The organism is Ruegeria sp. G12 (assembly GCF_056533565.1).
On record NZ_JBQFOO010000002.1, the window covers coordinates 134,798 to 149,032 of the forward strand.

At 61.1% G+C, this 14,235-nt stretch carries 15 protein-coding genes; 7 read left to right on the forward strand and 8 right to left on the reverse strand.

Annotated features, from left to right (window positions below):
- Position 1 precedes the first annotated feature (1 nt).
- Together ACR0JN_RS04455 and ACR0JN_RS04460 are read right to left on the reverse strand one after the other, a co-directional pair.
- Positions 2–781 (reverse strand): SDR family oxidoreductase, encoded by a 780-nt coding sequence (locus ACR0JN_RS04455; protein WP_480884492.1) that lies wholly within the window; start codon positions 779–781, stop codon positions 2–4.
- Between the two features lie 69 nt (positions 782–850).
- A complete protein-coding gene (locus ACR0JN_RS04460) occupies positions 851–1,213 on the reverse strand; it encodes a SnoaL-like domain-containing protein (protein ID WP_480884493.1) in 363 nt (120 codons plus the stop codon).
- A 109-nt stretch (positions 1,214–1,322) separates the two neighbouring features.
- Here ACR0JN_RS04460 and ACR0JN_RS04465 point away from each other — a divergent pair, with 109 nt between their 5' ends.
- From ACR0JN_RS04465 to ACR0JN_RS04480, 4 genes are all read left to right on the forward strand, one after another.
- Complete coding sequence (locus ACR0JN_RS04465) at positions 1,323–2,927, forward strand: peptide chain release factor 3 (RefSeq protein WP_480884494.1); 1,605 nt, start codon at positions 1,323–1,325, stop codon at positions 2,925–2,927.
- Between the two features lie 49 nt (positions 2,928–2,976).
- The gene (locus tag ACR0JN_RS04470) at positions 2,977–3,732 is read left to right on the forward strand and encodes a hypothetical protein (protein ID WP_480884495.1); all 756 of its coding nucleotides are present in this window, start codon (positions 2,977–2,979) and stop codon (positions 3,730–3,732) included.
- On the forward strand, positions 3,729–4,658 hold the full coding sequence (locus tag ACR0JN_RS04475; protein ID WP_480884496.1) for a glycosyltransferase family 2 protein: 930 nt from the start codon (positions 3,729–3,731) through the stop codon (positions 4,656–4,658). Before ACR0JN_RS04470 ends, ACR0JN_RS04475 begins: the two co-directional genes overlap by 4 nt.
- Before the next feature lie 185 nt (positions 4,659–4,843).
- Positions 4,844–6,190, forward strand: a complete 1,347-nt coding sequence (locus tag ACR0JN_RS04480; RefSeq protein ID WP_480884497.1) for a DEAD/DEAH box helicase — start codon at positions 4,844–4,846, stop codon at positions 6,188–6,190.
- Between the two features lie 41 nt (positions 6,191–6,231).
- On the opposite strand, the gene ACR0JN_RS04485 is transcribed toward ACR0JN_RS04480, so the two are convergent.
- From ACR0JN_RS04485 to ACR0JN_RS04495, 3 genes are read right to left on the reverse strand one after another with little or no spacing between them, the layout of a single operon-like run.
- Entirely contained in the window at positions 6,232–7,134 is a 903-nt protein-coding gene (locus tag ACR0JN_RS04485) for an EamA family transporter (RefSeq protein ID WP_480884498.1), read from the reverse strand.
- Positions 7,135–7,155: 21 nt separating this feature from the next.
- Entirely contained in the window at positions 7,156–8,058 is a 903-nt protein-coding gene (locus ACR0JN_RS04490) for a fatty acid desaturase (RefSeq protein ID WP_480884499.1), read from the reverse strand.
- Positions 8,051–8,254, reverse strand: coding sequence for a DUF2061 domain-containing protein (locus ACR0JN_RS04495; RefSeq protein WP_480884500.1), 204 nt, complete (start codon positions 8,252–8,254; stop codon positions 8,051–8,053). Before ACR0JN_RS04495 ends, ACR0JN_RS04490 begins: the two co-directional genes overlap by 8 nt.
- A 108-nt stretch (positions 8,255–8,362) precedes the next feature.
- On the opposite strand from ACR0JN_RS04495, the gene ACR0JN_RS04500 reads away from it, so the two are divergent.
- Positions 8,363–9,235 (forward strand): helix-turn-helix domain-containing protein, encoded by an 873-nt coding sequence (locus ACR0JN_RS04500; protein WP_480884501.1) that lies wholly within the window; start codon positions 8,363–8,365, stop codon positions 9,233–9,235.
- An 88-nt stretch (positions 9,236–9,323) separates the two neighbouring features.
- On the forward strand, positions 9,324–9,506 hold the full coding sequence (locus tag ACR0JN_RS04505) for a hypothetical protein (protein ID WP_480815408.1): 183 nt from the start codon (positions 9,324–9,326) through the stop codon (positions 9,504–9,506).
- Here the strand turns inward: ACR0JN_RS04505 and ACR0JN_RS04510 are convergent.
- Positions 9,503–10,999 (reverse strand): carnitine 3-dehydrogenase, encoded by a 1,497-nt coding sequence (locus ACR0JN_RS04510; RefSeq protein ID WP_480884502.1) that lies wholly within the window; start codon positions 10,997–10,999, stop codon positions 9,503–9,505. The two genes, ACR0JN_RS04505 and ACR0JN_RS04510, sit on opposite strands and share 4 nt — an antisense overlap.
- A 55-nt stretch (positions 11,000–11,054) precedes the next feature.
- Positions 11,055–11,969, reverse strand: coding sequence for a 3-dehydrocarnitine:acetyl-CoA trimethylamine transferase BcoG (gene bcoG, locus ACR0JN_RS04515; protein ID WP_480884503.1), 915 nt, complete (start codon positions 11,967–11,969; stop codon positions 11,055–11,057).
- Between the two features lie 132 nt (positions 11,970–12,101).
- Between bcoG and ACR0JN_RS04520 the strand changes: the two genes are divergently transcribed.
- The gene (locus tag ACR0JN_RS04520; protein WP_480884504.1) at positions 12,102–13,088 is read left to right on the forward strand and encodes a GlxA family transcriptional regulator; all 987 of its coding nucleotides are present in this window, start codon (positions 12,102–12,104) and stop codon (positions 13,086–13,088) included.
- 72 nt (positions 13,089–13,160) lie between these two features.
- Here the strand turns inward: ACR0JN_RS04520 and ACR0JN_RS04525 are convergent, their stop codons facing one another.
- Positions 13,161–14,207 carry an aldo/keto reductase gene (locus ACR0JN_RS04525; protein WP_480884505.1) on the reverse strand — a complete coding sequence of 349 codons (1,047 nt, stop codon included), beginning with the start codon at positions 14,205–14,207 and terminating at the stop codon, positions 13,161–13,163.
- Positions 14,208–14,235 lie beyond the last annotated feature (28 nt).

Below are 14,235 nucleotides of genomic sequence, written 5' to 3' on the forward strand. Positions count from 1 at the left end.
GCTACATCGTCAGATTGGTCGCGCCACCATCCAACAGGATATTCTGCCCGACGATAAACCCTGCCTGTTGCGAGCACAGGAACGCACAGGTCGCTCCGAATTCGGCCCGCGTTCCATAGCGCCGCGCTGGAATGGTTGCGGCCCGTTCCGCCCGCGCATCCTCGACCGAGATGTTTTTCTGCAACGAGACAGCCCCGTCCAAGGCATCCGCCCGGTCGGTGGCATGAATGCCCGGCAGCAGGTTGTTGATCGTCACCCCATGCGGCGCAACCTGACGAGACGTCCCAGCCACATACCCGGTCAGCCCGGTCCGCGCCGCATTCGACAGGCCCAGCACCGCAATCGGCGCGCGGACGGATTGCGAGGTGATATTCACCACCCGGCCCCAACCCTTATCCATCATCCCCGGCAGCAGAGCCTTCATGAAGGCAATCGGCGTCAGCATGTTGGCATCCAGCGCCTTGATGAAATCGTCCCGCTCCCAATCCGACCACATACCCGGAGGCGGACCTCCCGCATTTGTAACAAGGATATCAACGCCCTGCGCGGCGCTTATCACCTGCGCCTGACCGTCGGACGAGGTCACATCACAAGCCACGGTCCGTACATCAACGCCATGGTCCGCGCGCAGGCGCGCGGCCTCACCCTCCAACGCCTCGGCCCCGCGCGCATTCATCACCAGATCAACGCCCGCCGCCGCCAAGGCTTCGGCACAGCCCAGCCCCAGCCCCTTGCTGCTGGCACAGACCAGCGCGTGCTTTCCGCGAATTCCCAAATCCATTCTGATCCTCCCTGTCCTTGCCACACATCTAGCACCGGCCCGGCAAGGAAGACCAGAATTCAGGCTGCGTCAGTAAAAGAACTCTTCCCGAACGATTTTACCGTCGGCAACGTGATAGACGCCAACCTCTTTCATATCAAAGGTTTCGCCGCTTTCCTTCACCTTGCCCTGCACCTCGAAGATCACGGCAAAGCGGTCTTCACCATGCGGGAACGGATCGCTGACCGAAGCACCAGAGACTTCGTGCGCGCCTTCCCACCATTCATGCTTACCCCGGATCGCGTCGCGGCCATGCGTTTCGCGGCCCATACCCTCGAAATCCTGTGCCTCGACCGAAACGGCATCCGCGGCATAGAGTTTCTCGAGGTTCTCCTTGGCACGATCTTCACGGCAGCCTGCGACCAGCTCGTCTGCAATCTCTTTCAAATTCATCGGTCCACTCCATTATTTGTTCACTATATGTTCTTATTGCCATAGGTGTATGATTCGAACCACCCCCTTTGTCTTGCCTCGGCGGGTTTCCCCGCCTATACGCGCGAATATGCTTGATACCTCGAACCAACCCTCTCTGCCGCCCGAGATTGCGCGGCGCCGGACATTCGCCATCATCTCGCACCCCGATGCGGGTAAGACGACGCTGACGGAAAAGTTCCTGCTGTACGGGGGTGCGATCCAAATGGCCGGTCAGGTCCGCGCCAAGGGCGAGGCGCGGCGCACGCGCTCGGACTTTATGCAGATGGAGAAGGATCGGGGCATCTCGGTGTCCGCCTCGGCGATGTCGTTCGATTATGGGAACTTCCGGTTCAATCTGGTGGACACGCCTGGCCACTCGGATTTCTCCGAAGACACCTATCGCACGCTGACCGCGGTGGACGCCGCCGTTATGGTGATCGACGGCGCGAAAGGTGTGGAAAGCCAGACGCAGAAACTGTTCGAGGTCTGCCGCCTGCGCGATCTGCCCATTCTGACCTTCTGTAACAAGATGGACCGCGAAAGCCGCGATACGTTCGAGATCATCGACGAAATTCAGGAAATGCTGGCCATCGACGTCACGCCCGCCGCGTGGCCCATCGGTGTGGGGCGCGATTTCATCGGCTGCTATGACATGCTTCGCGACCGGCTGGAACTGATGGACCGCGCCGACCGTAACAAGGTGGCCGAAAGCATCGAAATCAACGGCTTGGACGATCCGAAACTGGCCGAACACGTCCCCGAACACCTGCTGGAGAAGCTGCTGGAAGAGGTCGAGATGGCGCGCGAACTGCTGCCGAAGCTCGATCCGCAAGCGGTGTTAGAGGGGCACATGACCCCGATCTGGTTCGGCTCGGCCATCAACTCGTTCGGCGTCAAGGAACTGATGGAGGGCATCGGCGCATACGGCCCGCAGCCGCAGGTCCAATCTGCCGAACCCCGCCAGATTGCGCCCGATGAAAAGAAAGTCGCAGGCTTTGTCTTCAAGGTGCAGGCCAATATGGACCCCAAGCACCGTGACAGGGTGGCCTTCGTGCGCATGGCCTCTGGCCATTTCAAGCGCGGCATGAAGCTGACCCATGTGCGCACGAAAAAGCCGATGGCGATCTCGAACCCGGTGCTGTTTCTGGCATCCGACCGGGAACTCGCCGAGGAAGCCTGGGCCGGCGACATCATCGGCATCCCCAACCACGGCCAGTTGCGCATCGGCGACACGCTGACCGAAGGCGAGGCAATCCGGGTCAAGGGCATCCCCTCATTCGCGCCGGAATTGTTGCAAGGGGTGCGGGCTGGTGATCCGATGAAGGCCAAGCATCTGGAAAAGGCGCTGATGCAATTTGCCGAGGAAGGCGCGGCCAAGGTGTTCAAACCCTCGATCGGCTCAGGCTTTATCGTTGGCGTCGTCGGGGCGCTGCAATTCGAAGTGCTCGCCAGCCGGATCGAGATGGAATATGGCCTGCCCGTGCGCTTCGAGGCGTCTCAGTTCACCTCGGCCCGCTGGGTCAGCGGCGACAAGCCCGAGGTCGAGAAATTCGTTAACGCCAACAAGCAGCACATCGCCTATGATCATGACGGCGACATCGTCTATCTAACCCGCCTGCAATGGGACATTGACCGAGTGATCCGCGACTATCCGGCGCTGAATCTCACCGCCACGAAAGAGATGATGACGTGAGGCAACTGGTCGATTGCGCAGCCGGACTCGGCTGTGCAACTCTACGCGCATGAGCGAGGATGATCTGACCTTTCCCGGCGGCCTGCCCGACATGCTGGACAGCTATGAGAACCGGCGCAGCCCGTTTGAATTCGGCACCGACTTGCTGCCCCCTTTAGACGCCGATCTTGCCACATTGACCCAGCACCTTGTTCCGGACAGCGCAACCCAATTGCCCGAGGTAGAAGAAAGAACCTCGTGGGATCGGAAACGCGCACAGATCGCCATCGAGTTCATCGGTAGCTCCAAACTGGCCTTTCTCAACGCCCAACTGATCGCGAACCTACGCAAACGGTCCTACCCGCGCCATGCGCCCGAGTTGTTCTGCCGCCTCTGGGCTGAGCAATCCGACCACCTGTTATCAGCGCTTGACCTGCGCTGGCTAGTGTCCTCGGTTCAGACTTTTGCCGATCATGGTCAGACGCCGACGCAACGCGAGACCGGGCACGCCCTGCGGGTCTTGTTCGGCATGATGAAGCTGTATGAATTTGAGCGTTTGTTCTCTGGGACCGCACCAGAAACACCGTTCAGGTTTCGCAACAAAGTCGGGGCGGACCTGCCCTATGAAATGCGGTCTTTCTCGCTGGAACGGGGCGGTCTGGCCGTCACCCTGATTGCGCCGATCTGGACCAAGGCGCTGACCGACCCGACGATTGCGCCGCTGGTGGATCATCTCATGACCGAGTTGAACAAGGACCCCGGCAGCGTGTTCCGCCGCCTGAAACGGATGCGCGACATACGCCTCGCCCGGCAAGCGCGCGCATGACAACTTGGGGTATCGTCTCCATGGTCCGGGGCGAGACCCGGGATGTTCTGGGCTTCGCGGCGCATCATCTCGATCTGGGCGCGGACTTTATGTACATCTACATGGACGAGCCCAACCGCCGCGCGTTTCGGGCGCTCAGGCAGCATCCGAACGTCAGGGTTCGGATATGCGACGAGGCGTTCTGGCAGAAACGCAAACGCAACCGGCCAGACAAACACCAGATCCGCCAGACCGTTCACGCCACCTTTGCCTATCGCAACACCGGCCTGGACTGGCTGGCTCATATCGACGTGGACGAGTTCCTCTGGCCTTCCGAGCCCATCGCGGACCTATTGAATTCTGTCCCTGAAAACGTCCCCGCCGTCCGGGTCCGCCCGATGGAGGCGATGGCGGGCGGCGAAGACCTTTACAAGGCTCATATCCCCGCCGGACCCGACCGCGAGGCGCTGGTTCAGGAGATCTACCCAAACTACGGCGGGTTCGTTCTGGGCGGGTTTCTGAGCCACGTGCAGGGCAAGCTGATCGTCCGCACCGGGATGGAGAACCTGAACTTCCGCATCCATAACCTGTTCCAGAACAAACAGCTTTTGCCCTGCAAGTTCGAACTGCCGGAGCTGGAGCTATGCCATCGCCACGCACCGGATTGGGACCACTGGCTGGCCAATTACCGATTCCGGATGGAGCGGGGCTCGTATCAGGCCGGAAACTCGCCCAACGCTCCGCGCGAACTGGGCGGGTTAACCAAGCATGAGCTGCACAGCTGGATCGAGGGCGAACACGGCACTGAAGGCCTGCGCCGCTTTTTCGATGAGATGAGCGGTGCTGATCCGGATGTTCGCGCCCGGCTGCAAGCGCATGGGCTGATCCGGCACCGCCCCCTGAATCTGGATGAAAAGATCGCGAAACACTTTCCCGGAAGCTGCTGAATTGTTGCAGAAAATCCCGGTCGGCGATTGATTGCAACAGGTTAAACCCTCTTCATTTGACCCTGCCCCACGTTTTTGTTATGTCCGCCCTCAAGCCGAAATGCGCATCAGGCGCATGGCCATCCGGGCCCGGCATTTTTCTGACGCGCGGGCCAGGTAAAAGTGTCCGCATGAACCGGACATACATGACAAAGTTTAACGAACTGAACCTGAACCCGAAGGTCCTCAAAGCCATTGAGGAAGCCGGATACGAAACCCCCACCCCGATCCAGGAAGGCGCGATTCCCCCTGCGCTGGAAGGGCGCGACGTGCTGGGCATCGCCCAGACCGGGACGGGCAAAACCGCCAGCTTCACGCTGCCAATGATCACGCTGCTTGCCCGGGGCCGGGCGCGGGCGCGGATGCCGCGGTCGCTGGTGCTGTGCCCGACGCGGGAACTGGCTGCACAGGTGGCCGAAAACTTCGACACCTATTCCAAACACCTGAAACTGACCAAGGCGTTGCTGATCGGCGGCGTCAGCTTCAAGGAACAAGACGCGCTGATTGACCGGGGTGTCGACGTGCTGATCGCCACGCCGGGCCGTCTGCTGGACCATTTCGAACGCGGCAAGCTGCTGCTGACCGGCGTTCAGATCATGGTCGTGGATGAGGCCGACCGGATGCTGGATATGGGGTTCATCCCCGATATCGAACGCATCTTCTCGCTGACGCCGTTCACCCGCCAGACCCTGTTCTTCTCGGCCACCATGGCCAAAGAAATCGAGCGGATCACCGACACCTTCCTGTCCGCCCCCGAGCGCGTCGAAGTTGCCCGTCAGGCCACCGCGTCCGAGACCATCGAACAGGGTGTGGTCATGTTCAAGGGCGGTCGCCGCGACCGTGAGGCCAGCGCCAAGCGCAAGACCCTGCGCGCGCTGATCGATGCCGAGGGCGACGCCTGCACCAACGCGATCATCTTCTGCAACCGTAAGACCGATGTAGATATCTGCGCCAAGTCGCTGAAGAAATACGGCTATAACGCCGCCGCGATCCACGGCGATCTGGATCAGTCGCAGCGGATGAAAACGCTGGATGGTTTCCGTGATGGATCACTGCGCCTGCTGGTCGCCTCGGACGTCGCTGCGCGCGGGCTGGATATCCCCTCGGTCAGCCATGTGTTCAATTTCGACGTGCCCGGCCATGCCGAGGATTACGTCCACCGCATCGGCCGCACCGGTCGCGCGGGGCGCGAGGGCAAGGCGATCACGATCTGCTCGGGCCGCGATGAAAAGGCTCTGGATGCGATTGAAAAGCTGATCCAGAAGGACATCCCGCGCCTCGACAACCCGGTCAAGGACGAGCCCAAGGCCGACAAGCCGAAGTTCGAGAAAAAAGTCAAAGAGGCCGAGGGCAAAAAGGACAACAAGAAAGAGCGTGAACCCAAGGGGCGAGGACGAGGTCGCAAGGATGACAATGGCCGGGCTGTGGTGGGCATGGGGGATCACATGCCAAGTTTCATCGCGCTTAGCTTTGATGAACGGCGCGCTGGCTAGAGCACTTTGCGTTTGATTTGAATCGAAATGCGCAAAACGCCTTAAATCGCGAGCACCAGAACCAGAATCGATAGTCCAAGCAAGGCCATCCCGGCGATTTCACGCCGGGTGATGGTCTCGCGAAAAAACAGGATCGAGGCGCCGAGGCTCAGGATCAACTCGACCTGCCCCAGCGCCTTCACATAAGCCGCGTTCTGCAGGGTGAAGGCCAGAAACCAGCAAAACGACCCGCCGAGGCTGGTGAGGCCGACGAATACGCCAGTCGCGCGCGTCTCCCACACCGCGCGCAGTTCGGCCCGGTCGCGCCAGAGCAGCCACAGCCACATGCTGAGGAATTGAAACGTGACAACCGCCGCCAGTGTGATCAGCGCCCGGAACCAGGCGTTTATGTCGCCAAATTCCAGCGAAGCCCCCCGATAACTGACCGCCGAAAAGGCAAACAGCACACCCGAGCCCAGCCCCAATTGAGACGCCCGATTGGTCAGGTGCCGCCACCAAGCCCCGTCACCGCCCGGTGTTTTCGACAGAAGCAGCACGGCCATCAGGCCCAGCAGGATCGCCCCCAGCGCACCTATGGAAACCTCATCGCCAAGGATGAGGAAACCGACGATAGCGGTTTGAATAACCTCGGTTTTCTTGAACGTGATCCCAACGGCAAAGTTGCGCTGCTTGAACAAGGCAACAACGCAGATCGTCGCCAGAATCTGCGCCGTGCCGCCTATCGCCACAAACATCCAGAACCGTACGGTCAGCGGCGGCAACTCGGCCCCTGTCCCCCACAGCACCACCAACAGTCCCAGCACTGCCAACGGCATGGAATAGGCAAAACGCGCAAAAGTCGCGCCGGCGGCTGACAGCTTCACGCTGCTAAGCGATTTCTGCAGCATGAACCGCACCGTCTGGAACGAGGCGGCGGCGATGGTGACGGGAATCCATAAACTCATGAATTCCCTTCTGTCCTCAATTTACGGTTTTGGCCAGAGCGGATGCGCCACCGGGTCTTTCGCCCGCCAGAGGTATTCGCGGAAGATCTGGGCGTAGGATCGGTACACATAGGCCTCGTTACAGGCCAGATACCTGTCTTTGCTCGCCTTGTAGAGCGCGGGTAAACGATACCACGGCGCGGCTGGGTTCATGTGATGAACGACGTGCAGGTTGTTGTTCAGAAAAAGGAAAGCCAAGGGTCCGCGATCTTCGACAATCACTGTCCGGGCGCGCGACTTCTCATGCGCGCGGTGTTCAAGAAAGGTGCGGATTTTGACCAGACCCAGGCCGATATAGGCGGACAGGACGTAGGCCCAGACCGGCATCGCTGAGTGCGAAACAATCCACAAAACGACCGCAACCCCCGGCACATGCAACGCCCATGCCAGCAAAACAGCACGATCTCCGCGCATCGCACCGCGCCCTTCGTCCCGCAGGAAGGTCGCCTGACCGATGGCCGGACCCAGAACGATGCGGCCCAGAAGCGTGTTGTTAGCTTTGTAAAGCTGCCTCTGCCGCCCGCTCAGCCCCGCCCAGACCTGCGGGTCCAGATAATTCGACTCGGGGTCGTCATAGGGATCGGTCAGGTTCGCGTCCAGATGATGCGCCAGGTGCAGGTCCCGAAACCGGTTGAACGGAATGAACAGGGTCAGCGGCAGCGCCATCAGCGCCTCGTTCAACCACTTTTGCCGGAAGGGATGGCCATGCAGCGCCTCATGCGTCAGCGAGGAATGCAGCGCCGCGACCAGACCCATGGCAGGAATTGCCAGCCACACGGACCAAAATGCCAGCCAGAACACCACCGCCAGCCACGCGCCATAGCAGGCCACGATCAGCGCAAAGGTTCCCCATTCGGGCGATCTGGGCGTTGTTGGTTCAGCCATGCCGCCCCCACGAGATCCCCGCCCAGATGCGTTCGTAGATGACATACATCGTCAATCCGATGGCCGTGTTGACCAGCGCGACGGCCCCGCCAACAGCGGCTGAGCCTGTTGCGATCAGGCCGACCAGCGTCATGACCACCAGGCCCATCACATTCCACACGATTGCTTTCACGACAGATCTTCGTCGCGTTTCCATTCCGGACCCCATTCTTATTGTTCTCACAAAAGCGTTATATACGAGCCCGGCCGCTGCATATTCTGAATATGATTAACAAAACTCATCATTCATGATATTTATCATCACATGGATGACAAAATCGACAAACGCGACCGCGCTGCGCAGTTTCGCCTGCGTCTTGCCCGCGCGATGGAGGAGCGCCACGTCAGCCAAAGCGCCCTAGCTCGTAACATCGGCGTCGACCGTTCGACCGTTTCGCAGCTGCTGACCGACGAAGGCGCGCGCCTGCCCAATGCCCATGTGGTGGGCAGTTGCGCCTCGTCGCTCGGGGTCTCGGCAGACTGGCTGCTCAGCCTGTCGGACCGCCCCGAAAGCGCCGCCGAACTGCTGGCCAGTTCCCTAACCATGACCGAGGCTCCCCGCGCGCTGGTCGATGAGCGCATCTTTGAATGGCACCAGCAGGCAGCGGGGTACAAAATCCGTTACGTGCCAGCGACTCTGCCCGATATGTTAAAAACCCGCGCCGTTCTGGAATGGGAATATGCCCCGCATTTGGGCCGGACGGCAGATCAGGCCATTGGGGCATCTTCCGACCGTCTGGCTTGGATGCGCGGCGCACAATCGGATTATGAAATCGCCATGCCGTTGTTCGAAATACGCAGTTTCGCGCACGGGGTCGGATACTATGACGGCCTGCCGTTAGAGGTGCGCCTGGAACAGATCGACCACCTGCTGGATATCTGCGAACAGCTATACCCCCGGCTGCGCATCTATCTGTTCGATGCCAAGCGGCTATACTCGGCCCCAGTCACGATCTTCGGGCCGCTTCTATGCGTTTTCTACGCAGGCAGCCACTATATGGCCTTCCGCGACCGCGACCGGATCGAGCTGTTCACCCGCCATTTCGACACCCTGATCCGCGAGGCTGACATGACCGCCCGCCATTTCCCCGATCATCTGAAACGGTTGCGGGCCGAGGCGGTTGACCTCTCATCCTGACACTTAGGGTATGAAATGCACACGCCTTCTGTATAGTTGACCTGCGCGAACCATCAGACATTCCGCGACAACACGGAGGATGACTGGAATGGACCCACTACAAACCGCTCAATATGCGCGCGCGCTGTACACGGCGCATGGCGACCGGGCCGAGGCGGAAGCCGCCCAGAAAATGCGCGAATGCGAGGCCGCCGGAAACACCGAAGAGGCCAAAAACTGGCAGGCCGTGCGCAGCACGATCCGCCAGATTCGCGGACCCAATCAGGGTTAAACCGGCTTCCGGATCGCAGCACCCGCGCCTTCGGGGTATGGCAGATCAGCCTGCGCCTCTGCGATGCGCGCCATCGCGGCCTCGATCTGCGGTGACGGCGGGCTGGGGCGTCGGGTCTCAAGGCTGACATGCAGCAGAAAGCTCTCGCCGGTCGCAAGCAGCTTGTCGCCTTCGCACATGCTGTGGAACACGTGCAGCTTCTTGCCCTGCCCCAGCAGCATCTGGGTACGCACCTGTATCCTTGCACCTGCATGGGCTTCATCCACATAGCGAATGTGGTTCTCAGCCGTGAAATAGCTACCGCCCGAGGCGATATAGTCCGCATCACAGCCAATGATCTCCATGAACCGGTCTGTGGCGGCAGCAAAAGCCTCAAGGTATTTGGCCTCGTTCATGTGACCATTGTAGTCGGTCCAGTCCAGCGGCACCGCTCGCGACAGGGTCAGGATCGGCTGGCTCAGATCTGCCTGATCCAACGTCGGCAGCGCCCCCGGTTTCAGCAACGCATCATGCTGGTTCAACACCGCCCCGGCCCCGCAATTCTGGGCCTTGAGCGCCCGCATCACACCGACAAGGTTGTTATCCCGGATGCGCTCCAGGTCCCGGATCGAGTGCATCCCCGACTGCGCATCCGACTGATCGGCAATCATATCGACCAATTCATCGGTGAACTCGGGCACATCCATCAGCTTGGTCCAGGGCCATTTCAGAGCGGGCCCGAACTGCGCCATGAAATGCCGCATCCCGGCCTCGCCCCCGGCCACACGGTAGGTCTCGAACAGGCCCATCTGCGCCCAGCGGATGCCAAACCCCATACGGATCGCCTCATCCACTTCTTCGGTTGTGGCGATGCCGTCCTTGACCAGCCAAAGCGCCTCGCGCCAAACGGCTTCGAGGAACCGGTCGGCGATATGTGCATCAATTTCCGTGCGGACATGCAGCGGGAAGAAGCCGACGGAGGTCAGAAAGCCCTTTGCGCGTTCAACCATCTCAGACGCGTTCTTCCCGGTCGGCACCAGTTCAACCAGCGGCAACAGATAAACCGGGTTGAACGGATGCGTCACCACAATCTGCTCAGGCCGCAGCGCGCCCTCTTGCAGTTCCGAAGGCTTGAACCCGCTGGTCGAGGACCCAATGATCGCAGCCGGGTCGCAAACCTCCTGCAACGCTTTGTAAACCTTCTGTTTCAGCTCCAGCCGCTCCGGCACACTCTCTTGAATCCAGACCGCCCCCTCAACGGCTTCACCAATATCGCTATGAAAGCTCAACGCCCCCTCGACCGGCAAAGGCACATCGCTCAACCCCGGCAGAGACCGCCGCGCATTGTCCAATACCTCCCCAATCTTCCGCTCGGCCTCCGGGTCCGGATCAAACACCCGCACATCCCAGCCGTTCAGAAGGAACCGAGCGGCCCACCCACCGCCAATAACGCCACCCCCAACGATCGCCGCTGTTTTCACCCGTTGCCCCTCACGCACAATCCGCCTCTTCATCTGGCCAAAAATATCCCGGGGGTTTGGGGGCTGGCCCCCAATTCCCAGCGTCCTCTCACGCCGCCACCGGCGCCCGCTTCACCAACCCCAACTTCTCGCGCACGGCCTCGGGCCCGATCACCCGTGCGCCCATATTCTCAATGATCGTCCCGGCACGTTCCACCAACTGCCAGTTCTCGGCCAATACACCCTTGTCCAGCCACAGGTTGTCCTCCAACCCCACGCGCACATTGCCCCCGGCCAGCACGGTGGCCGCCACATAAGCCATCTGGTGCCGCCCAAGGGAAAACGCGCTGAACGTCCAATCCTCCGGCACATTATTCACCATCGCCATGAAGGTGTTCAGATCATCCGGCGCACCCCACGGCACCCCCATGCACAGTTGTACCAGAGCGTTCGGCTCCAGAATCCCTTCCTTCACCAACTGCTTGGCAAACCACAGATGCCCGGTGTCAAACGCCTCGATCTCGGGCTTCACACCCGTATCGGTCATCATCTTGCCCATCGCCCGCAACGCGCCGGGGGTGTTGGTCATAACATAATCCGCCTCGGCAAAATTCATCGTGCCGCAGTCCAGGGTGCAAATCTCGGGCAAACACTCGGCAATATGCGCCACCCGCTCAGACGCGCCGATCATATCGGTCCCCTCCGCCACCGGGAACGGAGCTTCCACCCCGCCAAACACAATATCCCCGCCCATCCCCGCGGTTAGGTTCAGCACAACGTCCACATCCGCCTCGCGTATCCGGTCCGTCACCTCGCGATACAGATCCAACCGACGGCTCGGCGCTCCGGTCTCGGGGTCGCGCACATGGCAATGCACCACCGCCGCCCCAGCCTTGGCCGCGGCAATCGCACTTTCGGCAATCTGCGCAGGCGAGCGCGGTACATGTGGGCTGCGATCCTGCGTCCCGCCCGAGCCGGTGACGGCGCAGGTGATAAAGACGTCGCGGTTCATTTCCAGAGGCATGGCGTTTTCCCCAGCTTATACCGGTTTGTCCGTTGGGTTTTCCCCAGACTTCTCCCCGGTTATCGATTTGCGTTCGCGCCCGAGTCTGGCGCAGCCTCGGGGAAACACTTGCCAGAATGCGAATCAGACTTGATGAAATCCGCAAAAAACATTCTCCAACCCGAACATCGCGCCCTGAAAACGGCCGTGCTGGTGCTGGATGACTGCAACACGCTCTGCTTCGCCTCGGCCGTTGATCCGATGCGTGCGGCCAACCGCCTGGCAGACCGCCCCGCTTTTGACTGGGACTATGTCACCGCCACGGCAGAGCCCGCGATGCTGACCAGCGCGCTCAGCGTTCCCGGCATCCCGCTGGCCCGCTTGCAGACCTGCGACCTGATGATCGTGGTCGCCGGGTTCCAACTGGCCCGCCACGCCACCCCCAGCCTGCTCGCCGGGCTGCGCCGGATTGCGGGCACCGGGGCCGCAATGGCCGGAATAGACGGTGGCCCTTGGCTGCTGGCCGAGGCGGGCCTGCTCGACGGTTACGCCGCCACCACCCACTGGGAGGATCTGGAAAACTTCGCCGACCGCTTCCCAAACATCGACGTGCGCCCCGACCGGTTCACGATCTCGGGCAATCGCATGACCTCAGGCGGTGCAATCCCCGCAGTTGACATGATGCTACAGATCATCGCGGCCCGCCACGGTGCGAGCTTCGCCGCCCGCGTCTCGGGCCTGTTCCTGTATGACGGCCCCTCTCAGCCATCGAAACCGCAAAGCCGCACGGGCGCCCCCCACCGCCACACAGCCCTGACTGCCAAAGCAAATGCGCTGATGGAATCCTCGCTCGACGAACCCCTGACTCTCGCCGACATCGCCGACACGCTGGGCACCAGCCCCCGCACCCTGCAGCAACAGTTCCGCCTGCGCCTGAACACCACACCACAAGACCACTACCTGCAACTCAGACTGGCCGAGGCCCGACGTCTGGTCACAGACACAGACCTGCCGCTGATGGATGTCGCGCTGGCCACAGGGTTCGCCTCGCAGTCCAGCTTCGCCCGTGCCTTCCGCACCGCCCACGGCCTCTCAGCCCGCGACCTCAGACAAGAGCGTACCCAACCCACCCATCACTGACCCGATCCTTCTTCATCTGTCCAAAAATATCCCGGGGGAGGCGCGCGGTACGCGCGACGGGGGCAGAGCCCCCTAATACGGCATCGGATGCGCGCGATGGGCCTGCCCAATCTCGTCCAATACCTCAGGCGACAGCTCCAGATCGCGCCCGGCCAGAATATGCTCCAACTGCGCCAAAGAGGTCGCCCCAAAGATCGCCGACATCATGAAAGGCCGCGTCCGACACCACGACAACGCCATATGCACCGGGTCCAGTCCATGCCGCGCGGCGATCTCAAGATAAGCCGCTACCGCATCAAATACCCGCTCGGACTTGCGCCCGCCCATCTCGGGGTTCAGCGACATGCGCGAGGCATCGGGCACCGCCCCGCCCTGATACTTGCCGGTCAGAAACCCTGCGCCAAGCGGTGAAAAGGCCATCAGGCCGACATCCTCGTGCACGCTCAACTCGGCCATATCCGTGTCGAAATGCCGACATAGCAGGGAATACTCGTTCTGAACCGAGGCCACCCGCGGCGCGCCCATCTGCTCGGCCAGACGCAGCCATTGCGCGGTGCCCCAGGCGCTTTCGTTCGACAGACCGAAGGCACGAATATTGCCCTTGTCCACCTGCGCCTGAAGCGCTTGCAGACAGTCCTGCATATTGTCCAGAACCTCGTTCGTATTGTGCCCGGAGGGGGAGTAATTCCAGTTCTGGCGAAACATGTAACTGCCACGATTGGGCCAGTGAAACTGGTAGAGGTCGATATAGCCGGTCTGCAATCGCCGCAATGAGCCCTCGATCGCGCCGGGAATCGTCTGCGCGGTTATCGGCGCGCCGTCGCGGATATGGTTCATCCCTGCGCCGGAATGTTTGGTGGCCAGCACATAATCGCCACGGCGCGAGGGGTTGGCCGCGTTCCAGGTGCCCAGAATCTCTTCGGTGCGCCCGACGGTTTCTTTGGCGACCGGATTCACCGGGTACATCTCGGCGGCGTCGACGAAATTGACGCCCGCGTCCAGCGCCATATCCATCTGGCGATGCGCCTCATCCTCGGACGTTTGCGACCCGAACGTCATAGTACCAAGGCACAGGTCTGACACAGAAATACCCGTGCGGCCAAGCGGCTTCATTTCCATCCTGAACTCTCCTGTTGATCCGCCCGAC